General features: G+C 52.6%; 18 protein-coding genes and 1 pseudogene. 3 read left to right on the top strand and 16 right to left on the bottom strand.

Translation table 11 applies throughout. From position 1 onward, the window contains the following. Positions 1 to 25: 25 nt before the first annotated feature. Positions 26 to 1036, top strand: coding sequence for an ROK family protein (locus tag E7747_RS04050; RefSeq protein ID WP_123615609.1), 1011 nt, complete (start codon positions 26 to 28; stop codon positions 1034 to 1036). Positions 1037 to 1226: 190 nt separating this feature from the next. On the opposite strand, the gene E7747_RS04045 is transcribed toward E7747_RS04050, so the two are convergent. The 6 genes and pseudogenes from E7747_RS04045 to E7747_RS04020 form a co-directional block, all read right to left on the bottom strand. Beyond that, positions 1227 to 1955: an MBL fold metallo-hydrolase gene (locus E7747_RS04045; RefSeq protein WP_136414270.1), complete on the bottom strand. Its 729-nt coding sequence runs from the start codon at positions 1953 to 1955 to the stop codon at positions 1227 to 1229. Between the two features lie 96 nt (positions 1956 to 2051). Continuing rightward, positions 2052 to 2240 carry a hypothetical protein gene (locus E7747_RS04040; RefSeq protein WP_136414268.1) on the bottom strand — a complete coding sequence of 63 codons (189 nt, stop codon included), beginning with the start codon at positions 2238 to 2240 and terminating at the stop codon, positions 2052 to 2054. 23 nt (positions 2241 to 2263) lie between these two features. Beyond that, positions 2264 to 2977: a hypothetical protein gene (locus E7747_RS04035; RefSeq protein ID WP_136414266.1), complete on the bottom strand. Its 714-nt coding sequence runs from the start codon at positions 2975 to 2977 to the stop codon at positions 2264 to 2266. Between the two features lie 108 nt (positions 2978 to 3085). Further along, positions 3086 to 5181 (bottom strand): annotated as a pseudogene (locus E7747_RS04030) (prolyl oligopeptidase family serine peptidase). Between the two features lie 267 nt (positions 5182 to 5448). Further along, entirely contained in the window at positions 5449 to 6594 is a 1146-nt protein-coding gene (locus E7747_RS04025) for a vWA domain-containing protein (RefSeq protein WP_136414263.1), read from the bottom strand. 1041 nt (positions 6595 to 7635) lie between these two features. After that, positions 7636 to 8661 carry an FAD:protein FMN transferase gene (locus tag E7747_RS04020; protein WP_123615613.1) on the bottom strand — a complete coding sequence of 342 codons (1026 nt, stop codon included), beginning with the start codon at positions 8659 to 8661 and terminating at the stop codon, positions 7636 to 7638. Positions 8662 to 8883: 222 nt separating this feature from the next. Between E7747_RS04020 and E7747_RS04015 the strand changes: the two genes are divergently transcribed. Beyond that, complete coding sequence (locus E7747_RS04015) at positions 8884 to 9456, top strand: DJ-1 family glyoxalase III (protein WP_228449248.1); 573 nt, start codon at positions 8884 to 8886, stop codon at positions 9454 to 9456. Between the two features lie 167 nt (positions 9457 to 9623). Here E7747_RS04015 and E7747_RS04010 read toward each other — a convergent pair whose 3' ends face one another. The 10 genes from E7747_RS04010 to E7747_RS03965 all read right to left on the bottom strand — a co-directional run bounded on the left by E7747_RS04010 (position 9624) and on the right by E7747_RS03965 (position 22995). Beyond that, entirely contained in the window at positions 9624 to 10586 is a 963-nt protein-coding gene (locus E7747_RS04010; protein WP_168185224.1) for a diacylglycerol/lipid kinase family protein, read from the bottom strand. A 20-nt stretch (positions 10587 to 10606) separates the two neighbouring features. Then, positions 10607 to 10927 carry a T9SS type A sorting domain-containing protein gene (locus tag E7747_RS04005; protein ID WP_136414259.1) on the bottom strand — a complete coding sequence of 107 codons (321 nt, stop codon included), beginning with the start codon at positions 10925 to 10927 and terminating at the stop codon, positions 10607 to 10609. 240 nt (positions 10928 to 11167) lie between these two features. Continuing rightward, complete coding sequence (locus E7747_RS17215; protein ID WP_168185223.1) at positions 11168 to 11512, bottom strand: linear amide C-N hydrolase; 345 nt, start codon at positions 11510 to 11512, stop codon at positions 11168 to 11170. Beyond that, entirely contained in the window at positions 11509 to 12132 is a 624-nt protein-coding gene (locus tag E7747_RS17210; protein ID WP_136414255.1) for a linear amide C-N hydrolase, read from the bottom strand. The genes E7747_RS17215 and E7747_RS17210 overlap by 4 nt, the downstream gene beginning before the upstream one ends. A gap of 164 nt (positions 12133 to 12296) precedes the next feature. Then, positions 12297 to 13763, bottom strand: a complete 1467-nt coding sequence (locus E7747_RS03990) for a Na+/H+ antiporter NhaC family protein (RefSeq protein WP_168185221.1) — start codon at positions 13761 to 13763, stop codon at positions 12297 to 12299. Positions 13764 to 14092: 329 nt separating this feature from the next. Next, positions 14093 to 16870: a DUF6359 domain-containing protein gene (locus E7747_RS03985; protein WP_136414251.1), complete on the bottom strand. Its 2778-nt coding sequence runs from the start codon at positions 16868 to 16870 to the stop codon at positions 14093 to 14095. Positions 16871 to 16890: 20 nt separating this feature from the next. Further along, positions 16891 to 18264: a DUF5689 domain-containing protein gene (locus E7747_RS03980; protein WP_136414249.1), complete on the bottom strand. Its 1374-nt coding sequence runs from the start codon at positions 18262 to 18264 to the stop codon at positions 16891 to 16893. Between the two features lie 63 nt (positions 18265 to 18327). After that, positions 18328 to 21087, bottom strand: coding sequence for a carboxypeptidase-like regulatory domain-containing protein (locus tag E7747_RS03975; RefSeq protein WP_136414247.1), 2760 nt, complete (start codon positions 21085 to 21087; stop codon positions 18328 to 18330). 185 nt (positions 21088 to 21272) lie between these two features. Then, complete coding sequence (locus E7747_RS03970; RefSeq protein ID WP_136414245.1) at positions 21273 to 21941, bottom strand: cytidylate kinase-like family protein; 669 nt, start codon at positions 21939 to 21941, stop codon at positions 21273 to 21275. 10 nt (positions 21942 to 21951) lie between these two features. Beyond that, positions 21952 to 22995, bottom strand: coding sequence for an endonuclease/exonuclease/phosphatase family protein (locus tag E7747_RS03965; RefSeq protein WP_136414243.1), 1044 nt, complete (start codon positions 22993 to 22995; stop codon positions 21952 to 21954). Between the two features lie 360 nt (positions 22996 to 23355). Here E7747_RS03965 and E7747_RS03960 point away from each other — a divergent pair, with 360 nt between their 5' ends. Beyond that, the gene (locus E7747_RS03960) at positions 23356 to 24852 is read left to right on the top strand and encodes a 4Fe-4S binding protein (RefSeq protein ID WP_136414241.1); all 1497 of its coding nucleotides are present in this window, start codon (positions 23356 to 23358) and stop codon (positions 24850 to 24852) included. Positions 24853 to 24858 lie beyond the last annotated feature (6 nt).

Genomic DNA, 24858 nt, shown 5'->3' with positions numbered 1-24858 from the left:
AAAACAATCTCAAAAATCAAATCCAATGATTAAACCTTATGTTTTAGGTATCGACATAGGTGGAACCAACACCGTGTTTGGCATTGTTGACGCCCGTGGCGTTGTGCTTGCAAGTTCATCAATCAAGACTCAGAAGCATGCTGATTTCGATGATTATCTCGACGAGCTCCACACCGAAGTTATCCGTCTTCTTGAGGCCAACGATGCTCTCGACAAGATTCTCGGCATAGGCATCGGCGCTCCAAACGCCAACTATTACACCGGCACAATCGAAGGCAAGGTTAATCTCCCGTGGCCATCGCCGCTGCCTCTCGCGCAGATTGTAAGCGAGAAGTTCGGCATACCAGTGGCCATCACCAACGACGCAAACGCGGCAGCAATCGGCGAGATGACCTACGGCGCGGCCCGCGGTCTCCGCGATTTCATCATGATTACACTCGGCACAGGCGTCGGCAGCGGTATCGTCATCAACGGTCAGCTTGTCTATGGCCACGACGGTTTCGCCGGCGAGCTTGGCCACACAATAATCCGTCGCAACAACGGCCGTCTGTGCGGATGTGGCCGCACAGGCTGTCTCGAAGCATACTGCTCGGCCACAGGTGTCGCTCGCACTGCCCGCGAGTTCCTTGAAATCCGCGAGGACGAATCGCTGCTCCGCGAGCTCCCGATTGATGCGATAACATCAAAGGATGTCTACGACGCTGCCATTAAGGGCGATAAACTTGCTAAGGAGATTTTTGAATACACCGGCAATATCCTCGGTGAAGCGTTTGCTGATTTTACCGTGTTCTCTTCGCCGGAGGCCATTATCCTTTTCGGTGGTCTTGCCAAGTCGGGCGACCTTCTGATGCGTCCTCTGCGCGAGTCGATGGAGAAAAACATGCTCCATATCTTCAAGGGCAAGGTCAAGGTCATCCCCTCAGAGCTTAAGGAAGCCGATGCAGCCGTCCTTGGCGCGAGCGCGCTCGGCTGGGAGGCAGGCAAGGCCAACTCCGCCCCCAACCCCGTGGCCGTCCCCGCCAAGACAAACGAATAAGAATGACAGGACTGTCTGAGCGGGAATTTTAACTATGCCGCTTAATGACCGTCACACATAATTAAAGACCATCCTTTTACGCTTTTTCGATGAAGGATGGTCCTTTTTTATTTTTGTGAATACGTTACCTATTGGTTCATACTTGCGTGAATATGCAGGGAATATAAAATCTGATTATAATTGTTGTCATCTATCTGATTTCCACGCTGCAGCCGGGTTTGTCGAGGCAGTGGCACTTGGTTGTCGAGCCGGCGGGGACATACGACTGGAAATCGCATGCCTTCTGCGGTTCGCCCCAGAAGTGCATCGGGAAGAAGTTGTCGACCTTGGCTTTCGAGAGGAAAATTTCAGCACCTTTGGCAAAATCAGCTCCCATACGGGCATCGACGGGGAACATGGCGATCTTTATTTCAGGAATGTCCTCGGCGATGCGGTTGACGATCTTTTCAAATTTGGCCTGAGCCTCGGCAACTTCGCGTTCGGTCGATTCCTCGCTCCAGTGCCAGTCGTTGAGGTCGCCGGCATGGAAAATCACTTCGTCTTCGGCGGTGGTGATGGCGTAGCTTACGCCTGCGTCGGTCGAGCCGTAGGCCCTCACTTCTTTTGACCCGGGAATCTGGTCAATGACATCGCCGGCCGACATCCACGCGACGGAAATACCCTTTTGGGGGACAAGCTTAGAGAAGATGTCGTTGGAAAGGACATAAGTGCGCTTGCGTTCCTGCGCAAGTTCGAATATCGAGGTGTTGAAATGATCGGGATGATGGTGTGACACGAAGAACACCACGTCTTTCGACGGATTGTCGTTCAACACCTTTTCGAGTTTCTTGTCAGGGTCTTTGTAGTAGTCAAACACCATGACAGCCTGCGGGGTTGTGACTGCAAACCCGCTGTGGTCAAGATATGTTACAGTAATCATAGCTCTGTTATGTTTTTTGTTCAGATATGTTTTCAATGCAGCCGGCCGCCGTCAGGCAGCCTCCATTATATCTAACGCAGAGCCGGGGGGAGGGGTTCAATGGCGGTATAACTTCAATATGCCGTCTTCAAACACGAGATAGATGCCGTTTTCATAGAGCCACACCTCGCGTATGTATGAATTGTCAGCGCCTCGGTCGACTTCGCGTGGTGCGCCGAGTGCCAGCCGGCATTCCTCGCGGGTCATGTCGAGCGCGACACGTCCGTTGATAATCTTGTCCCACATATCGTCGGTGATTGACGGATATTTCAGCCTTGGGTTTGTGAATGAGAACAGCGCCGGGAATGAGCGCGGAGTGTAGCTTCGCGGACCGGGATGGAGGAAGAGGCGAGCCGAAGTGCCGCGCTCGTCGGTAAACGACACCTTGATAGGATAGATGTCGTTGCCGGGGTCACGGAGTCGACAGTCACCGGCACGAACTGACGGCCGTTGAGCGAATTGTCTGAGTCATCGCGCCATGTGCGCGTGAGCACATAGTAATGCTGTCCGTCCATTAGTTTCCGGGCATCGTCGACAAGGCTTTCCTGTATGGTGAACGGCACGCTAAGCGGCCCTTGTTCCTTCACTTTGGCGATAGGGCGGTTGATACGGTAGACAAAGGTACGTCCGTCGCACGACTCGGCTGTGAAACTGATGTCGGTGACCGATGTTCCTGTTATAGAAGGAGCTTCCTTAGCGCCGGTAAATATGAGGGTCTTTCCTCCGAGCGAGTCGTAGGGCGAAGCGGTGGCGCCGAAAATCAGGCGTATTTTGTCGTTGGTGACACTGAAGCGTTTTCCGGGTCTCCATTCTCCGAGGCTCTCATCGGTGACACCGGCAAGAAATGTGTCTTCGGGAGTGACTGTGATATTTTCGCGTTTCACTTCGCGTGCGCCTACTCGCGGGGTGTATTCCACACCTGTGAAGCAGCTGCTTAGAAAAGCTGTCAGCAGGATTGCTGGGAGAAGTCGTAACTTGTTCATTATAATTGAGTTTATGGTTTAAGACCTTTCCGGCCTTAAACCATAAACTTTTTTCAGTAGCCTTCAGAGGCTGTTAAATTCTAAATCTTAAAACTTGGTGACTGCGGGTCATTTAGGCTCTATGCCGAGGTTTTCGAACATGAATGAGTACATGTCGGTGTATTCCTCAAGCACTTTCGCGATTGGTTTGCCCGCACCGTGGCCGGCCTTGGAGTCGATACGGATGAGTTTGGGCGCGTCGCCGGTGTCGGATGCCTGAAGTGTGGCGGCATACTTGAAGGAATGCGCGGGGACTACGCGGTCGTCATGGTCGGCGGTGGTGACGAGTATTGCCGGATAGGGTGTGCCGTCGTTCTTGATGTTGTGGATGGGCGAGTACTCAAAAAGATACTTGGCCATTTCAGGAGAATCGGCGCTCGTGCCGTAGTCCGATGCCCAGTTCCAGCCGATGGTGAAGAGATGGTAGCGCATCATGTCCATCACGCCTACGCGGGGGATAGCGACTTTGAAGAGGTCGGGACGCAGGTTGACTGTCGCGCCTACGAGCAGACCGCCGTTGCTGCCGCCTTCGATTGTGAGATAGTCGGGCGATGTCCAGCCTTCGTCAATGAGATATTCGGCCGCGCCGATAAAGTCGTTGAACACATTGAGCTTGTTCATCTTCGTTCCGGCTTCGTGCCATGCCTCGCCATACTCTGAGCCGCCACGGAGGTTGGCCTGTGCATAGATGACTCCGTTTTCAAGCAGGAAGAGTCGGTTTGGGGAGAAACCGGGTGTCAGCGACACGTTGAAACCGCCGTAGCCGTAGAGATAGACGGGATTCTTGCCGTTGCGCTCAAGACCTTTCTTGTATGTGAGGAACATCGGGACTTTTGTGCCGTCGGCCGAGGTATAGAACACCTGTTCGGTCACATAGTCGTCGAGATTCACGCCCTTGATTTCAGGCTGGAAAAGCATGCGGCTTTCGCCGGTCTTTATGTCGTAGGCATACTGTGCCGCAGGTGAGGTGAACGAGGTGAATGTGTAGTAGATATCCTCGGGATATTTGCGTTCGGTGTAGAGACCGACCGAACCATAGCCGGGAAGCTTCATGTCGCCCTCTTTTTTGCCGTCGATGGAGTAGATGGCAATCTGGTTGGCGGCGTCTTTCTCGTAGGTGAGGAAAAGTTTGTCGCCGGCAAACTGTGCTCCGGTCAGGACTCCTTCGGCCTCAGGCACGAGTTCTTTCCAGTTTTCGATTGAAGGGTTGGCCAGATCGGCTACCATGAGGCGGTTTTTGGGTGCGCCGTATGATGTCAGGATATATATCTTGTTGTTGATGACATCGACGACACCGTTGCTGTATTCCTGTGTCGGTGCCATTGTCACCCATGCGCCGTTCTTGCGCACCTTCAGCTCGTTGCCCACACCTTGGCCGCCGACACTGATAAACACGGTCGGCTGCGATTCTGCCACGTCGGCCGAGTGGAAGTGGAACGGATGAGCCGGGTCGCTGAACGCCACGGTATCCTCGCTCTGCGGAGTGCCGATTTTGTGATAATATACAAGGTGGTTCTGGTTGGCGTTTGAGAATTCCTTGCCTGCTTCGGGTGTGGGGTAGGCGCTGTAGTAGAATCCGTCGCCGTCCCATGCTGCACCGGTGAATTTGGCCCACTTGATGTGATCGGGAAGGAGCTCCTTGGTTTTGGTGTCCATCACGTAGATTTCAGTCCAGTCGCTGCCGCTGCGGCTGATGGTGTAGGCTGTATATTTGCCGTCTTTCGACTGGAATACGCCGGTGAGGGCCACAGTCCCGTCGTCGCTGAGCTTGTTGGGGTCGAGGAACACCTCGCGCTCGGTTGAGTCGAGGGTCGGTTTGCGGTAGAGAATCGACTGGTTCTGCAAGCCGTCGTTCTCATAGAAATAAAACATTCCGTCGTTTTCACGATAGGTCAGACCGCGCTTCATATAGTTGTTAAGCTCGGTCAGGCGCGAATTGATTTTCGAGCGGAAGGGGATTTTTGAGAGATAGGCATTTGTTACTGCGTTCTCGGCCTCCACCCATTTGAGGGTTTCGGCTGCGGTGTCGTTTTCGAGAGGGCGGTAGTTGTCGGGACGGCCATCCCGAAAATAGTGTCGACTGTCCCGTCGGAGGGTGCTGCGGGATATGACAGCTGCTTACTTTGCGAGCAGCTTCCAAATGTCGCGAGTGCCATTGTGGTCATGAGCGAATAGCCTAAGTTTCGTGATATTGACATAGTTGCTTATTGAAGAAATGTGACTTACATCCACAAATGTACGATTTAATTTCCAATCTTTCCCAACAGTTCAAATTTTTTAAGACAAACCGGAGTCTGACACCCGTTGAAAAACTGATTATATGGATATACTGCAGACACATCCGGCATAATCGGCCCGATTAGAGGCTGATTATGCCGGATGAAATAGCGTTGGCCGCCCGATGCGTGTCGCGGGTGCGCCTCTGTTGTCGTTTAGATGGCTTCGAATACTACGGTGAACGTGCGTTCGGCACGGACTGTACCGTCCTCTGAAAGTATGGTTATGTGCACTTCATGAGGCTGACCGTCCATGAGGTCCCGGATGTTGGTGATGCGTACCACGTAGGAGTTGCGCATGGCATCTGTCACGGGGAGGTCTTCGAGCGTCACTCCTGTGAAACTGCTGTTTGTATAGATTACAGTGCCGCCGGTATATTCCGACATCAGGCGGTTTGATTCATTTTTGTCTGAATTCTTTGAGGCGCTGTACACCGTATGGATTGTGCCCAATGTCGTGTCCCAGTCGGTAAGGAGTGATTCTACTGAGAAACGGTCTATCTTATTATTCTGGTTTGGTTCGTCAGTGAAATTGACAAAAATCCTGTTGGCGTTTTTGCGGAACGAGAAGAGGTCTGTTGCAAATCTCAGTGCTGCCATGCCACATTCAAGGGCATCGCCTCCGCCTGTGCGATAATTGCCTTTTTCTTCATTGTAGAGTGTAATTTCGGATTCTGTTCCGATGAATCCTTTTGTCCGGCGTACACCGGTCATGCCGGAGCGGTTGAGATAATCACTGAGATTCTGATATGAGGTGATGTTTACAGCTCCTGTTATAGCCCCGTCATAACCGACGCATCCGAAATTTATGTCAAGGCTTGTTTTTGAGAGCTTTTCAGCCCATGCGGTTATGTCGCGTGCTATTGCATTGGCTTCCTGCGACATTGATCCGGAGTTGTCTACGAGGAAAACGAGGTCGATAGGCAATGTGCGTTCATTGTTGTCGTCGGCTGTATTGTAGACTTTTACGCCTTTCGGCTGTCCGTCGACTTCAATCCAGATGTTCTGGCCGATTTCTCCAGTGCCGAGCAGTCGCAGCCATTCGAGGGTTGCTTTGTCCTGAATGCCGGTCATGTCGATTCTGAAGACGGCAGCTCCCTCCTCGTCCACAGTCGTATACTGTATGTTGGGGATAGTTGCGTTGGGTTCGTCGCCGAGTTTGGGGTTTGGCTGGGCCAGATTGTCTTTCGGGATGTCCGTACGGTCTTCGGGTGTTGTCTTGTCGTCGTCATCGGAGCAGGACGTGAGTGGGAATGCGCAGGCACAGAGTAGTGCGGCACAGCTCAAAAATTTGAGTTTCATGTTGTGTAAAATAATAATAGGTTAAAAAAAATATAGCTAATATCTATTATAGCAACTTGTTTCTTATAGCCGATCGTGTAATTGTTGCAACGTGAGGTTACAAAATTAATTATTTATTCCTTAATAAAAAACATTGAATTTGTTAAAATTTGTAACACCGCAGATGTCTGGCTGGCCTTCAGTAACTTGAGGGGATGGAGGAGGATAAAAAAATGTCGCATACCCTGTCTGGACGGGGGAATGCGACATTCGTGGATATTGTTGGATTTTGTCTGTGGATAGACTTGTTAAGGGACGAGTCTGAACGTCTGTCGTGGTTTGACGGCACTATTGCCGCTTTTAATCTGTCGTTAGCCGACGTTCTATGTCCCGTTTGGGCGTATCTGCCTGACTTTTAGAGCTCGTGATAGTTCTGTGAGTCATTGACACGATACATGAGTGCTGCTGATTCGCAATACCACTCGATGGCTTTTTTGACCATTTTTGTTACTTTCATAATGTGTTCATTTTAAAAGTTAAACATACATGGGATTAATTGATTGTGCTCGTGAGGCGAGAGACGTGAGGAGAAAGCCTCGTGAGCGGGTGGTGGTGTGTGTAGTTCATTTTTCCTCGTCCAGAGAGCGGAAACTGCAGTCGCCGGTAGGACGAAAACAGTCTCGCTCACCGAGAGTACGGAAGAAAATTTGAACGTCTGCCTTGAGAACTTTAAACATATTGTTCATAGTTGCAGAAATTTAAATTAAACCTAATAAAAACAATCTTTAATAAAACAATCTTTACCTTTTTCTTATTTTGCAGACCGCCTGCGAAATCCATCTCTATGAAATTCCGACGGAGACAGCGACCCGCTTTTCGACTTTCGTCAATTACTAAACAATCGAATACGCTGCAAAGTTAGATAGAATTTGTGGAATTATGTTATAAAAATATGTTGTTTAACACAAAACCTGCCCGAAACGGCTCTTATTTCGGTCTTTTAACAATGTTAATTAAAAGTGTTAAAATTACACTTATCTTTTATATCCCTCCTTGAGACCGTCATTTTCTGATTTCAGGAAAGCCGCGTGTAGGTACAATGACATAGCTTGAATCTGTCGGATTTAGGGTTACCAGAAGCGCTTCTATCCCGTTCAGGCTGTCGAGCATTGCTCTGGCGCTGTCGGAATTCATGGCCATGCACGCGGTGGCATAGGCATCGGCTTCCATTGCTGACGGTGCGATGACAGTCGCCGACAGCAAGTCGGTGTGGGCCGGAAGTCCGTCGGTGGTGCTGATGGTGTGCCATACGCGCCCCGATGAAGTCTGCTTGAAATTGCGATAGTTGCCTGAGGTGGCCACTCCGCAGCCGCTTACGGCTATCACGGCCATGCGCGAATGGATTATTGATGTGTCGTTTTCGAGTGGGGCGTCAATCATGATGTGCCATTCCTCGCCTCGCGGATTTTTCCCGCCAAGGGCTATCTCACCACCGATTTCAACCATGAAGTCTTCGCAGCCGTTTCGGCGCAGCATCTCTCCGACGAGGTCACACCCGTAGCCCTTGGTGATGGCCGAGAAATTGAATTCTGTCTGCGGGGTCTTGCGTACGATAAGGTTTCCGCTGTCTATCCGGCATTCGGCTATCCCCACCGAGCGCATCACGCTGTCGATCATTTCGCGGGTCGGTTCGACTCCGGTCTTTCTGTAGCCGAATCCCCAGAGATTGATGAGAGGGGCGAGTGTCGGATCGAAGCGTCCGTAGCTTGCGCGGTTCACCTCCTGCGATTTGATGAATATCCGTCTGACGAGCGAATCGGCCTCGCATGTTTCTCCACGGTTGATTCGAGAGATCAGGGAACTGTCGTTGAACGGCGACAGCGACATTTCGACCTGCTTCATCACCGCGATTATCGAATCGTTGAGGTCGCGGTCTGAATTGTAGCATATATTATATGTGGTGTTCCAGACCCCTCCCTGAAAGCTGCGGTATGTCGGCCGTCCGTTGCATGAAGTGATGACCGTCAGTGACATTAGTATACCAAACAGGTACAGAATCTTCCATTTTGTAAGGATATTACGGCTCATAACAGTAATTTTTCTCCAAAATTACTAAAATAATCAAAAATAATGGATATATTTGCGATTAACTTGTGTTACATATGAAAAACCAACTATTACTAACCTATCTTTATACATCTCTCAATGAAAAAAATTTCGCTATTGCTCTTTCCTCTTGTTGTTATGGCTCTGTTTACGTACGTTCTTTGCAAACCTACCGCCAGCGCTGAAACGAAAACTGACTTAAACTTGAAAGAAGAGATAACTATTATGGAAAAGACTTATGTATTTCTTGCCGACGGCTTCGAGGAAATCGAGGCTCTCGCGACAGTAGACCTTCTTCGCCGTGCAGGCATCAATGTGGAGACTGTGTCCATCAACCCGACCCTCGCTGTAAAGGGCGCTCACGGTGTTGAGGTCGCAGCCGACATTATGCTTGCCGACTGTCCTGAAGGAGCGAAAATGTATATCCTTCCCGGCGGTATGCCCGGAGCGAAGAATCTGGCCGACAATGCCCATGTCTGCCATATGCTCACGGCTCAGCACAAGAACGGCGGCAAGATCGCTGCCATCTGTGCCGCTCCTGCGGTCGTGCTTGCTCCGCTTGGCATAATTGACGGCTATGATGCCACATGCTATCCCGGATTTGAAGAGGGCGTGGTTGCCGGAGGCGCACGTCACAAGAACCAGCGTGTTGTTGTCGACCGCAACGTCATCACTGCCAACGGTCCCTCGTCGGCTATTCCTTTTGCCCTTTCTATCATCGAGGCTCTCAAGGATCAGGATAGCGCCGACACTGTTGCCAAAGGCATTCTTCTCTGATTGTATTTGATATAGGGCGCGGAGTGGCAAAAGCCACACCAAAAACAGCATATTTCATCTATTCCGTTGGAATCGGCATCAGTTTCCGGGTTTGTCCCGGCCTGAAGCGGTCTGTAAGGGAATAGATGAAATATGCTGTTTTTTAGACCCGGTGATTGGTCTTGGTATCACGCTTTCTGGAAAATATTTGAAACGGCTATTCTGAAATCGTTGAACATCGCCGTCACCGGAGTGAGAATCGGCTTGAACGGCCGGACGGTGCGCGGAGTGAACACCCTCAGACCACTGTGGTGGCAGCGGATGTCGAGACGGTCGGCCATCTCCATCGGTTCACCGTCGAGATGTGACGGACCGCGGCGTTCGCGCTCGATCACGATATTGTCGGTGCGGAATGTGTGGATAAGCATATTGCGCTCGATCATGCCGGTCATCATGTCGACCCCGACAAGGGCTGTCGACAGGGTGTTGCCCGCATGGATGATGGTGACATCGAGAAGACCGTCGTTGATTGAGGCGCTCGGGGCGATGTAGGCATTGTTGCCATACTGCGAGGCGTTGCATACCGCCACAAGGAAGGCGCGCTCAGTCAGCTTCTTGCCGTTGGCACTGATGGTGTAGTATTCCGGCTCATAGCTGGCATATGTCTCGAATGTGCTCTGGATATAGGTCAGCTTGCCGCGTGTCTTCTTGCGGGCGAAGGCCGCGCTGACGGCTGCGTCAAACCCTACGCCAAACGTGCAGAAAAACTTGTTGTCGTTGACCGTCGCGTAGTCGATGTCTTCAGGATGGTCTTCAAGTATCACTTTCAGCCCTTCGCGGATGTCGATCGGTATTCCGAGATGGCGTGCCAGTCCGTTTCCTGATCCGCATGGAAGGATACCGAGCACTACGCCTGTCCCGCACAGAGCCGCCGCAGTCTCGTTGATTGTTCCGTCGCCGCCGGCTGCAAGCACAATCCCGCAGCCTTTCTCCACAGCCGAAAGGGCAAGCCGTGTGGCGTCGCCGTGGCCTTTGGTATATACGGTTTCCACTTCCCAGCCAAGAGGGCTGAGCGACTCGGCGACCAGACGGTCAAGTCCGGCCTTGTTGCGCGTGCCGGAGATAGGGTTGATAATCAGACGTACTTTCATGCAAGAGTGTTGAGAGGGCATCAGATGGTTACGCGTCGCGTTGTGGTGCCGATCTTCAGAATGTAGATTCCCTTGGCGCTCATGTGCAGTCGGTGAGTCCCCGCAGGGAGGGTTTCCTGTGAGATAAGCTGGCCGAGAATCGTGAAGACCTTGACGTTGACTTCTCGCTGTGAGATCACATATATGTGACCGTCGCGCACGGCAACGTCAGTCCATTCGGGGTCGCTTCGCTGTTCGGTAAATATGCGTCCGGGCGCGTCGACAGCCTCCCAGCGCGGTGCGGCTCCCGATGAGAGCAGCGCTGAGATGACAACGAGCGCTATGACAATGAGTTGACGCATAGAGCGGAGATGTTTGATCTTTTTACCTTTTGCAAAATTAAGAAAAATTTCCCCGAATTGCAAAAGCTCACCCCACAGACATCAAAAACAATTTCGTTTATCATGGTTTGTGTCCTTAGGAAAAAGCGCAAATAAAGCCTGAGACGTGTGCCTCAGGCTTTATTTGATTAATAGGTGTGTGAAATGTTTCTTAGATTAGATAAAGTGTTGTGTGTATAAAGGAAAGGGGTATATTACGGTTTAATACATCGGTGTGAAAGGCTGTGTCTTGAACAGTTTCGAGGTGACATCGCCTATGTAGTCCTTGCTTTTCGATGTGTCGATTTTCATAACTGGAGCTCCCGGACGGAGGTCACATTTGTTGAGGTCGACATAGAATATGCCCGGATTTGTCACGATGTCGAAATAGTAGAGACGGTCGCGGATATTTGCAAACGAGCGCCATTGTGTGGAGCTAACGTTGGCTTCTCCGGCCGTGTAGGTGTAGGGCACTGATACATTGTAGAGAATCGAGCGCACGATCGACAGCCCGAGGTCAGAATCGCCTGTCTTTTCGACGTGATGGTCGAAGAAATAAGCTCTCACGAAACGGTCGGGGCTTGATACGGTGCCCGGAAGGGTGTTCGTCCCCCTTTGGCAAGCCAGTAGTCGTTGATGGCATTCATCTGGGGGAAATTCGGGTCGTTGGTAAGCACAGGGATGTCCTGACCTTCGTAGATGTTGAGATTGCCTCGGGTGAATTCTATCATTGCCGACTTGCCGGTCTCGTCAGTGATGCCCCAGTGGAGTGTCGAGACAGTTCCGCTGTCGAAGGTCAATCCGGAGATGGTGAAATTCTGTTCGCGCAGCATTGCCACAGCCTCGTCGGTCGTCGCGCATTGGTCGAGCAGCCATGCGGGGAACATCGAGAGCGACATCGGCGGACGGTCGTTGTTAGTGTCGTTGACATAGACGGTGCCCTTACAGAAAAGCCCGCTCACTACGAGCCCCTTTTCGTTCATTCCTTCGGTGATTCCGCCGTCATAGCCGACGGCATAGACAGCGCCGTATTTCGAAGTCCATTTGATTGCGCCCGGGAGATCGTGACCCTGCTTCTCCATGCCACGAGGGTAGACATACAGGTTGGTAGGGATCGGGTTTTCCAGTCGAGCGAACGGCCTACGATGCGCAGGCTGTCGTTTCCGACGTAAAGCACTCGTGAACATCCCTCAGCGGTATTCTGCAGTCCGGCTGCCGCTGCAAGAACCAAGGCTGCAGCAATAAGTTTAGCTTTCATAACAGTTGAATGAAATTGCGGTGTTAATAGGTCATGTTTTGAGTAATTAACACCGTGCCATAGCTTTAGGTTCGGACTGCAAGCCCTGTTTTTTCAGATGGCGCTGTTTCGGGCCACGCGGACCTGACAGTCTGCCGCGGCATTGCGTGGTTGCACGGGTATCTTGAACCCCAGACGGGCGACGAGGATGCTCATGAGCGGAGTGAGTATGTTGAACACACAGCAGGGGAGATATGTCAGCGTGCCCACTCCGAGCACGGTCGCCTGTGTGAGTCCGCATGAGTTCCAAGGTATCAGCACCGAGGTGACCGAAATCGAATCCTCCATCGCGCGGCTGAGCAGGCGTGGCTCAAGACCGTTGCGGCGGTAGAGCGAGCGATACATGTTGCCCGTGATGATGAGCGACAGATATTGGTCGGCCGTGCAGCAGTTCATCACAAGTCCGCTGGTGACGGTGGCGCTGACGATGCTCGTGCGGTGGCGCAGACGGCTTGTGAACGCGTCGGTGAGTCTGGTGAGCATTCCCGACCCGATCATGACCGACCCGAAAAGCATGGCGCTTAACACCAGATAGACCGTAGGCATCATGCCGAGGATTCCGCCGGTGGTCACGAGATTGTCGAGAGCCGGATTTCCCGTCGAGAGGGCAGCCCCGCTCCAGAGCGAGGTTGCAAGTGCGGCTATATCCATCCCTTCGTGAGACTGGAAGATGAATATTCCGGCAGCTCCCATAGCGGAGGCTATGAGCAGCACTTTGAGTGTCGGGACGCGCATGCCGATAAGGATCATTGTGATGGCCGGGATTACGAGCGTCCACGGCGAGAGATTGAAGGTCGAACCGAGAGCCGACAGCATGGCGCTTGCATCGGGGGACTGTTCTGTCCCTGTGGTCATGCCGACAATGAAAAACACGATCAGCGCGATGACTATAGCCGGAATGGTGGTGAACATCAGGTAGCGTATATGCTCGAAGAGATCGACTCCTGCTGTCGAGGATGCGATTACCGTCGTGTCGCTGAGGGGCGACACTTTATCGCCGAAATATGCGCCCGAAATAATCGCGCCGGCAATCCACGGATCGCTGTAGCCCATCACCTCGCCGATGCCCATGAAAGCGACTCCGAGGGTGGCTATCGTGGTCCACGAACTGCCTGTCAGCACAGAAATCGCCGAACATACAACGCAGGTCACGACCAGAAAGAACTTAGGGTTAAGAATCTGAAGGCCATAGGAGATAAGTGTAGGCACTACACCCGATAGCATCCATGTCGTGGCTACCATCGCTATGCAGATGAGGATTGGTACGGCCGGAAGAATCTGAATGGCACTCCGTTTGAACCCTACCGATAGCCCGCGTCGCGAAGCCACACCGCCAATCAGCGAGAGTGTCAATGCTATGGCCGTGGAAGCCAGTAGGATATAAGGGCCTGACTCCGATACGGCATCAGCTCCGCTGACTACAATGATAGAGATGAGGGCAACGAAAAGAAAACTTATAGGGACGAGGGAGATTCCGAGCGAGGGGAGATTGCGACTGCCGAAAATACTGTGTTTGTTCAATCTTATAAATCCGTTAAAATAAGTTAGTAATCTAATGGAAACTTGCTTGCATGGCCGCCGGATAGCTGCGGCCGGTAGCTAAGAATTATTTTACAGCCTTTAAAACAGCTTCTAAGCACAAAATTAGTAAAAATCGTGCGTATTTCACAACCTACGTTTGACAAAACACGCTAAAATCTTAAAACACATGTTAATACAGATAAACGTCTCACACAATACGGATTTTGTCAGGCTCTCCTCATTCTGATAAATGAAAGCACCCCTCCCGGACAGTCGGGCAGGGGTGCTGTGTGGGTAAACGGGATAAAAACTTATTGTCAGTTCTTGATTTATTTGCTTGTCCAAGTCAGATTCCAGATTGCTGTGCGGTCTTTGTTGCTTGAGGAAGCCGACGGACCATCGTTGGCAATCTCGATAACAAAATTGCCGGCGATGTTGAACGCATGGGAGTATTCATATTTCTGAAGCTTGGTCATGCCTTTGTTTTCAAGCACGTCGGTTGCCACGACTTTGCCATCCTGTTTGATATTGATGGTCAGTTTCACCTGATTGTCGCTATAAGGAAGACAATAGTCGAACTTCAGAGTCCCGAGTCCGTTTGCGATTGACGGAGAGGTCAGGACTCCCTGCGAACCGCTCTTGCCATTGAGACATACAGCATAGTTTGATGCGTCGCCGAATACGGAAAACACCGGATTCCCGTTTGCCGGGCCGCCTTGCAGAAGCAAAGAGTTGGTTGCAACCCATCCGCTGGCCGATGTGTGGGTCGTATAAGGGCTTGAAGCCGCATCGCCCATCGTGTTGAAATCGGCACTGTTTCCGCTGATAGGTTTGTCATCGCCGGGATTGTCTCCGGGGTTATCGCCGGGATCGTTGCCTCCGTCAGCATTGAGCTTGACATTGGTGACACACCATGTGGCGAAGTTTGCATCAGATGTCGCGTAGTATCTGAAACCGATATAGACGACACCGCTGAACGAACTTAGGTCAAGTGAGCCTGAGCTGACCCATGATGAGTAGCCGCTTGCCGGAGCAGATGCGATTGTCGGGTTAAGTTTTGTCTTTGTCGCTGTCGATGGATCGGCCGACGTGAGGACATAGACCTCAAACTGGGTTGTGGTTGAGCCATAGCCGTTGACCTGAGTCTCAAATGAGAGGGTCTTGTTGCTGACTTTGCTCATGTCCACTGCCGGAGATAGCAGCCATGAGTCAAAAGGAGCGGTGCCTTTGTAGCCGGTCATGGCGGCATAGGAGATTGAGTTGAATTCCGTATAGTACCAATCTTTATCGCCGGCAATCATTTTTGATGACCATCCTGCCGGTTTTACTTTGCCGGGGAAACTTTCGTTGAGCGATGTGACGGTCTCGCCCGGTACATCGGGAGTCGTTCCGCCGCCGTCGATGATATATTGTGAGGTGTTTTTGAGTCCGGGACCTCCACAATATTTCATAACGTCGCCGAAGAGAGAAACCTGCTTGCCTAAGTTGCCGGGATGGTCTTTAAGGTTGAGGGCATTGCGGACTCCGGGAGCGACTGTGTTGGTCGGAAGCTGTATGCCGATACACTGTGCAGGGTTCACACAGTCGGGGGTGGCGGCAATGACTATGTTGGTGACGGCGGCGTCAGCAGTGCTGAAATTAGTACCGTCGAGAGTTGTCGATGCACCGCCTGTAGGCATTGAACCTACGATATAGCCGGTCACCCATATCTGAGAACCGTTGGCCGGCGATTCGGTGGTTGAGCTTGGATTCATTGCGATGACCTGAGTGACCGAATAGGGCTTATCCTTTGTTCCGTCGCCATCGCCGGGTGCGGGTTCGTCGCCGCCGGGGACATCGACTCCGTCAATGCGGAATGTCGATGCCGAACCGTTGTTGCCTGTCACTGCCGGCATAGAAAGCTCAGTTCCGAAATTACCGCAGATCCACATCTGCTTCTTGTAGTTCGAAGGATTGTCGGGCAGGTTGCCATACTGGCGTAGTTTGCTGCCTTGCGGGAGTGAGATGACCATACACTTGGTCCAGTCGGTGCAGTCGGCGCTCTGGGCGATGACGATCGTGTTGTCAAGGTCAGGTTCGCCGCTGAACTGGATGTCGGCGTTCGAGCTTACGGTCTGTACGCCCGGGGCTACTGCGCCGACGATATATCCTGTCAGCCATACGTTTGAAGCCGAACCGCCGTTGTTGATGATCGAGATTGCCTGGTCGACGGTGTAGGGATTGTCCTCGGCGCCCGGGCCGATGGTCGGGTTGCCGAAGTTCATACACCCGCGTCGGTCAAGGAGCAGCAGCTGCCAGCCACCGCTTGTATGGTAGCTGAGTATACCTACCACGTCGCCGTGGCCTTCGGGAAGAATGTCGGAATAGAAGTTCGAGTAACCGCTGGTGCGGACATTGATTGTTCCGCCGTCCGAGAGAGTCAGCGCACGGTTGACTGTTTCTTTGCTTGATGCGAAAGGCTCTTTGCCTCCGTCGGCGAAATAGCAGTTGTTGAATCTCACCAGCTGGCTCTGCCACTTGCGGAGCACTTCAGGTCCGCCCGACAGTTCAGAGAGAGAATTGACGGTCAGGGTGTCGACATCCGCGAGATTAGGCTCGCCGTTGAGCTGAGAATGTCCGACAAACAGCTGGTAGGGCATGAACGTGGTCTGCTGGCCGTATTGCTGAGAGTCCTCCGGCGAACCGAGCTGCTGGAGTCCGGCATATTTACCGATAGTCATTCCTGTGAGGTCGATGACCACTTCCTGGCCGCGTCGATACTGGTTGCTCATCGAGTTGGCGTTGATGCTCATGGCCAGTGCGCCGGTCTCGTCCTGAATGACGAGCGACTTGTAGATGTTGCCTGAGGCGTCCGACGAAATCACGCGTCCTTTCACCAGAAGATGCTTCCCGTTGTCTGTCTCGCCGATTTCCTTGTAATAGTTGTCGGCATCCTCCCAGAATTCAGCCTTGATCTGGCCGATGGTTTTTGCCTCGTATTTTTCGGTGTCGCCGAGCCATGTTGATTCCGGCGTCTTCATGCCCGGAGCGTCGAAATCGTCCTGACAGGCTGTCAGCGAGAGCGCGCCGGCGAATAGCAGGCTCAGATATGTCTTGAAATTTCTCATAGTTTTTGTCTTTGATCGGATTACTCGCTAATTTTCAGATTTCTGATTTCCCATGTGTCAGCTCCGCTTTCGTCAGAACCGTATTTGAATCCCACATGGATTTTTTTACCGGCATAGGCCGAGAGGTCGATTGAGCCGGAGTTCGCAAATGTCCATGCTCCGGCTTCGGGCCATGAAGGGATTGCAAGTTCCGTCCATGAGGCTGCCCCCTCCTCGCGGACCACCGCGCAGCAGAGCGTGCGGAGTGTGGTCTGGAATTTGGCTGCATGTTCAAATGTGAGACTGGCGGATTTGGCTTTGCTGAGGTCGATGACAGGCGAGTAGGCATAAGCCTTAGATGCAATGGCCTTGCCTCCTGAATATGCGCTGGCGTTGAGATAGTGTTTGCCGCTGTATTCTTTCCATGTCCACACGGCCTCTACTCCCTCGACGCTGTTTGATTCATAGCTCCAGTCGATTGTCGAAGCGTCCTCGCCGAGTGCCGAGTAGATGGTTGTGCCGGGTGTAGGCTCGTCAGGGGTTTCGGGTGTGTCGACAAACTCGAATCCGTCGATGCAGCCGCTTTCAGGATCCATGAAAGTCAGCTGCCATGATGCCTTCGATGAGGCATAGTATCCGAGCAGGGCAACTACTGTGCCTGTGCCCTTGGGAAGTATCTGTGACGAGAACGTACACTTGTTGCTCGTGCGGACATCGATAGTGTTGCCATCGGCATCTTTCAGGGTGCGGTTTGTAGCGCCTGTCGCTCCGGGGTTGTCACACCATGCGGCCTTTCCGCCGTCGACGAAGCTGACATTCTCGATTTTCACGAGCTGGCATTGCCATGCGATAAGTTTCGACTTGTCGTTGATCCATGAGTTGAGATCGGAGATGGTGACGGTGTAAGGCTCGGCATCGGACAGTGATGGCAGTCCGTTGCGCTGGGCGCGGATGCTGAAGTCCTCAGGCTCGATTCCGCCGACACTTCCGTTGTAGAGGGTGCCGATCTGCATCTGCTTGCCGTAGCCTCCGACAAGCAGACCGGTCACGTTGATGCGCACTTCCTGTCCCATCGGATAGCTTTCGTAGAGGTCATAGCCGTGGACGCGGATGTCGAGCGCTCCGCTTTCGTCGCGGAAATAGATGTGCTGGTAGACATTTCCGTCTTTGTCCGACGAGATGATGCGTCCTCCGAGGATAATGCTGTCGCCGTTGGCATTGACCGGTATGGTGTTCGATGAATTTGACTGGGCGATGTCCCAGAACATTTCTTTAAATTCCGAGATGGCCGTGTTGACCTCATAGGTCGCTTCGGGCACAATCACCGGCGGACGGTCGAAATCATTGTCACACCCGGTGAAACCGAGCGACATGCCTGCGGCTGCCACCGCAAATATTGATTTATATAATTTCATATATGGAATTGTTCGTATGTTTATGTACATATATTATTATAAGGTGTGGATGCCGGACTGACATCAGAATCTGATGCCGACGTTGAGATACACCTTGATGCCTTGGGCATAGAAATATTTGTTGGGATATTTCGTCGAGTCGTAGTTCGAGTAGTCGAAACGTCCCTGCTGGTAGCCGTAGGTCTGGATTTTCTTGTTGTTGAGAATATTGTCGACGTTGAGGTTGATGTTCATCGAAACCTTGCGGTTGAGATAAATCAGCTTGCCGATTGAGGCGTTGAGCACGAATGCGTCGTTGAGCTTATCTTGGCTTGCGAGTTCTTCCATCTTGGCTTCAAGTTCGTCCATCGATGGATATTTCTCCCATAGGTTGGGAAGCGCCTCGTGGTGAATCGGCGAGAGGTTCACGTAAGCGTCGCCCATCCATGAAGCGTTGACGTTGAAGAACCACGATTTGGGCGCAGCCCAGTCGATGCCGACATTGACCGCTGTCTGCGGAGTGCCTCCGACATAGAAGTTTTTGAGATATACAACCTGTGTGGTGTCGGGACGCATGCCGTTTTCGTATGAGCGTGTGCCCTTCGGACGGTTCTTGTACTGATATTGGGCGAATGTCGCTGCTGCGCTGACCGTGACAGAAGGTGTCACCTTGAAGGCTGCGCCTATTTCGATGCCTTTGTAGCGGGTATGCACTCCCTTGAGCACATAGTTCATGAACGTCGAATACTGGTCGTCGTAGTATGAGGTGCGTTCGGTCTGGTCATACATTTCTGTCCAGAATCCGGTGATCGCTCCACGGAAACGGCGGTAGTTCCATGCGTAGGAGATGTCGCCCGAAAGGATGCGTTCGGGTTTTAGTCCTTCGATGGCGGTATCTTTGATGCGCGGAGAGATATAGGCATATTCGAAGAGCGGTGCCACTGTCTCATATCCTGCGTGGGCGGTGATGAAGTTGCGTCCGTCGATTTTGTAGGTCGCGCCGGCCTTGAGTGCGCCGGTGTCGAAGCGGTGCGATGCACCCTTGCCGTATGAATTCTTGGGTGCGCGTCCGTTCATCATCTTGCCGTCGCGCTGGAACTGGGTGTAGCCGATCTTAAGGCCGTAGTTGATGTCCCACTGCGGGAGGGTGATGACATTCTGTATCCATGCGTTGCCGTGGAGGGCGTTGATATAGTAGTCATAGCCGAACGTGTCGCCTTTGCCCACATGGCGGCTCGGGTCGAGCAGGTTGTTCTGGAGCATGTCGGGGTTGTCGGGGAAATCGCGTTCGCTGTATTGGTCGATGTCAAGCCAGTATTCGCCGCCGAGAAGGTCGCGGATGGTCTTGTAGTAGTGTGCGCGGGTGTAGTTGAACGAGATTCCTGCCTGAAGGGTCATGTTGTCGTTCAGACGGTGGTTGAGCACCGAGTTGAGCATGAAGTTGATCTGGTTGCTGTGGCGGTTCTCGAGAATGTAGCTCGACGAGTGGTTGTCGGGATTGTTTCCTCGGCCATAGATGTTGTTGTAGTAGTTTGCCTGATAGAGATTGCCCCAGTTGATCTGGCGGAAATTCTCGTCATGCTCCCAGAGGTCGGTGTAGAGGTCGGCGGCTTCTTCGTTGCCTGAGGCGCGGAAGTAGCTGGGAAGGTAGCGGTAGTAGTCGGGTCGGGGATCGGCTGCGTTATACCAGTTGAGGGCCGAGGTCGAATAGTTGACAGCGCGGAATGCCGCTCCTGTGTTGAGGGTTGTGCCCTTGTCGGGTTTCCATATCCAGTTGAGGACGGCGGTCGGGTCGAATGTCTCGACGATTTTGGCCGAGCGTTTCTTTCCGTCCTGCCAGCCCCAGTTGGGGTTATAGAGATTGTTGTCTGTAAGCGAATAAGCCTCCTCGTAGGTCGCTGAGTTGGTGGCGCGCTGGGTTGGTGCGCCCCAGACGGTGAGATTGAGAGAGTGTTTCTCGTTGAACACCTTTTCGAGTGATGCGAATAGTCCGAATGAGTTGTAGAACGTTCCTTCTATGACTCCTTCCTTCGCATAGCGTCCGATAGCCGAGATCGTGAATGCCCAGCCGTTCTTGTTGAGGCCGGTGGAATACATGGCCATCGCGCGGAGCATATAGTTGGAGTTGGTATAGGCCACAGAACCGTTGAATCCGGGTGCGTAGTGTGCAGCGCGGGTATTGATGTCGGTCGCGCCGCCTATGTTTCCGAAGCCGAAGTTGGCTGCGCCGAGTCCGAGTGAAGTTGTCTTGTCGCGGAATGCGCGGCTCATGCCGCCGAGTGTCGAGTAGTTGAAACGTCCGCGTGCGAGGTCGTTGAAGTTTATGCCGTTGACATAGGTCTCGGTAAACTTCGAGTCATAGCCGCGCACTCTGAAGCGCATCGGCTGGAAGTTGTAGCTTGCTGCGTTGTAGTAGACGTCGTCGCTCGCGCCGGTGAGGGCTGCGATTGACTGTGCGCTTCCTTCTTCGTCCTCAAGGAGTGCTTGGTCGAAGAACATGTCGTTCTGGTCTTCGTAGAACACATTGTTGAGGTTCGACGAGAGCATCTTGAGGTCTCCGAGGTCGATGATTTTGCCTTTTGTCATGTCGATGTCGACTGTCAGGTCGTTGTATCCGTAGGCCACGATGACGAGCAGGTCTTCGCCGGGCTGGGCGTTTGAGATGGAGAAGTCTCCCGACGGGCCGGTGGTGACATAGATACCCTGTTTGTCGAGCATCACGTTGGCCCCTGCCACGGGTGCGCCGGTGTTGTTGTCGACCACAGTGCCGGCTACGCCTGTCGATTGGGCAAATGACGGCAATATCGCCGCCAGAAGCAGTAGCAGAAACAGTTTTAGTCTCATAGATTCTGTAGGAAATGAAAAATAATTATTGTATGATTTTATCTGTCGGCTGCCTGAAAAAATATGTCCGCATCACGCATTCCGGCGGTAGGGTGGGGCATGTTTCTCCCGCAGCCTTTCGGGAAAGGACTGATTCAGTTCAATCAAAACGTGATTTAATCAGAGTGGGGTAGAGCCGTCTTGTTTCAGTCAATGAAGCCTCGCAGCCGCAGGAATGTTTTGACCAGTTCTACGTTGTCCTCCATTCGGAGTAGCGATGAGTCGAGGGTCATGTCATAGCTTTTTGCGTCGCCCCAAGTCTTGTCAGTGAAGAAGTTGTAGTAGTCGGCGCGCCATTTGTTGGTCTTTCGTGCGATGGCCTCGGCTTTTATGGAGTCTATCGCGTCGTTGCGGCCCATGATACGTTTGACACATTCCTCCATAGGGGCGTGGACGAAGATGTTCAGACAGCGCGGGTGGTCGCGGAGGATATAGTCCGAACTGCGGCCGACTACGACAAACGATTTCTCCTGCGATGTGTGGAGAAGGAATTCGCTGATGCTTTTATAGAGTCCGTCGTCACTGATTGAGGATGCCCCTGTGTAGTAGCACATCGGTGTGACACCCATCGAGAAGCTGAAAAGCCCTTGGAGGAACGATGGGAAGCGTTCGTCCTTCTTCTCAAAAAATTCGGGATTCACGCCGGCATGTTTGGCTGATTCCACAAGAAGTTCCTTGTCATAGTAGGCGATGCCGAGCGACTCGGCGAGTGCCTTGGCGAGCACACGGCCTCCGCTGCCGAACTGGCGGCCGACGGTGATTACGAATGGCGGGTGTTGTCCGTGGGATGGCAGCATGGATTCGTCGTTTTTCATTGATGTGCTCTTATTTTCTTGCTTTGTGAAGGAAAATGATGGTGGGGAAGTGGTCCGAATAGCCGTTGAGCCATGCTCCCGATGCGAATGTGCGTTTCGGGTAGCCTTGGCGCTGACCTTCGGTGTCAAAGAGGAAATCGAAATTGTTGACCTTGCATGAGCTGTATTGCAACAGGCCGTGGTTGTGTTTGAGAAGGGTTCCCGAGACGATTATCTGGTCAAATAGATTCCACTGGCCCTTGTAGGCCAGAGTGCCGATGCCCTTGTCGAGCACGCGCCACCACGGGTTGAAGAATCCGTGAGGTTCAACCTTGTCCTGATCTCGTTTCGCCCCGAGCTCCACTGCACATGATTTGTCCTGCGGGTCGTCGTTGAGGTCGCCCATCACGATGACACCCTGATTGGGACGGATGGCCCAGAGAGAGTCGGCGATATGTTTTGACAGTTCTCCCGCCGCTTCGCGCAGATAGCTCGAACGTTCCTGTCCGCCAAGACGCGACGGCCAGTGGTTGACTATTACGCTCAGGGTGTCGCCGCCGAGTATGCCGGTGACACACATCTGGTCGCGTGTTCGGAAATTGGGGTTGTCGGGGATTACGAGGGTGTGGTTGGTGACATCGAGCACTTTGAACAGTCGGGGATTGTAGAGAAGCCCTACGTCAACTCCTCGGCGGTCGGGCGAATCGTGGTGAACCACCTGCAGACGCCACTGTTTGATGTCTTTGGCCCGCACGAGGTCGTCGAGCACTGACTTGTTCTCAATTTCCGACACGCCGATGATGGCCGGCCCCATAGGTGTGTTTTTGGTGACCATCTTTGAAATGCAGTAGGCGAGATTGTTGATTTTGCTCCAGTATTTCTCGCTGTTCCACTGGCGTGAGCCCTGAGGGGAGAACTCAAGGTCATACTTGCCGTTGTTGTTGATGGTGTCAAAGAGGTTTTCGAGGTTGTAGAAGGCCACTCCGAATACGAGAGGCTGGCGGGGATCGGACTGGGCCGACACGCCGAGCGCTGTCAGCAGCGCCAATAGCGGTAAAAGCAGAATCCTCTTCATGCGAAATAATTAAGTTGAAAATAAGAAGATGTAATAGACAAAACAGGTGTGTCAGACAGTCGCGGACAGCCGTGGCACACAATCACGCTGTAAATGTAGTGAAAATTTTGATTCACACCCAATTTTTAACACTAAACTTGCTTCTGCGGTGTGTTAATTTTTTCGTGCCTAATTTTTTGGAGCGTCGGAACTTCCATTTGTGGCGGCATTACCGTAATAATGGTAAGACAATCTGTAATTTATTTCATTGACTTTTGGCGGAAAAGTGATAAATTTGCGATATTGAACCGATAATCGGCCTGTTGACGGCTTTGATTGTATCGGAGGCTTAAACCAATCATTCACACAATAATAAATTTTATGCTTCGTAGAATCCGACAGACAGTGGCGTTTGTCGTCATCGTGCTGATAACGCTGCTTTTTCTTGACTTTACAGGCTCGGTCCACGTTTGGTTCGGCTGGCTGGCCAAAGTCCAGTTTCTCCCGGCATTGCTTGCCCTTAACCTCGGGGTTGTCATCGGACTGATGGTGCTCACCCTTGTATTCGGACGCATCTATTGCTCGGTCATCTGTCCGCTCGGCATAATGCAGGACGGTTTTGCCCGTTTGGGAAGGATGGCAAAGAAAAACCGCTACCGCTATTCTCCTGCTAAAAATGTGCTCCGCTATGCGATGCTTGCCCTCATGGCTGCTGGCATTCTTCTCGGCATCGGATCGCTCGTGGCTCTCCTTGCGCCATACAGCGCTTACGGGCGTATCGTTCAGAGTCTTCTCGCTCCCGTCTGGCAGTGGGGCAACAATCTCCTTGCTTCGTGGGCCGAATCCCGCGACAGCTATGCCTTCTATACAGTCGATCTCTGGATGCGCGGTGGTGTGACTCTCGCTGTGGCCGTGGCTACTCTCACCGTTCTTGCCGTCCTTGCGTGGAGAAACGGACGCACGTACTGCAACACCATCTGTCCTGTCGGGACGGTCCTCGGCTTTTTCGCCCGTTTCGCTTGGCTGAAGCCGGTCATAGACACCTCGAAGTGTAACGGCTGCGGCCTCTGCGCACGTAACTGCAAGGCGGCCTGCATCGACAGCAAGAACCACTCTATCGATTATTCCCGCTGTGTCGACTGCATGGAATGTCTCGCCAAATGTCATCGCGGTGCGATCTCCTATTCCGCTCTCCGCCCAGTCCGTAAAGAGAATCCGGTGAAACCTGCGACCTGCAAAGTCGATGCCGATGCCTCTCGCCGTCAGTTCCTCGGCGCGACTGCCACTGTGGCTGTCGCAGCTGTGGCCAATGCTCGGGAAAAGACTGTCGACGGCGGTCTTGCGGCTATTACCGACAAGAAAATACCTTCGCGCCACACGCGCATCGTGCCTCCCGGCGCTGTGAGCCTCCGCAACATGGCTTCTCACTGCACCGCCTGTCAGCTCTGCGTCTCGGTATGCCCCAACGGTGTGCTGCGCCCGTCGGCCGACCTGCTCACTCTGATGCAGCCCGAGTCGTCCTACGAACGGGGCTATTGCCGTCCGGAGTGTACGAAGTGTTCCGAAGTCTGTCCGGCCGGGGCGATCCGTCCGATATCTGTTGCCGATAAATCATCCGTTCAGATCGGACATGCCGTGTGGGTGCGTGAAAACTGCATCCCGCTCACCGACGGAGTCGAGTGTGGCAACTGTGCCCGTCACTGCCCGGTTGGCGCTATAACCATGGTGGCATCCGACCCCTCTGTCGAAGGTTCGCGAAAGATTCCCGTTGTCAACACCGAGCGCTGCATCGGATGCGGCGCGTGTGAGAATCTCTGTCCGTCGCGTCCCTTCAGTGCTATTTATGTCGAGGGCCATGAGGTCCACCGAACCATTTAACCACCG

It is taken from the genome of Duncaniella dubosii (genome assembly GCF_004803915.1).
GTDB classification, from domain to species: Bacteria; Bacteroidota; Bacteroidia; order Bacteroidales; family Muribaculaceae; genus Duncaniella; species Duncaniella dubosii.
This window is presented reverse-complemented; position numbering and strand designations above follow the sequence as displayed.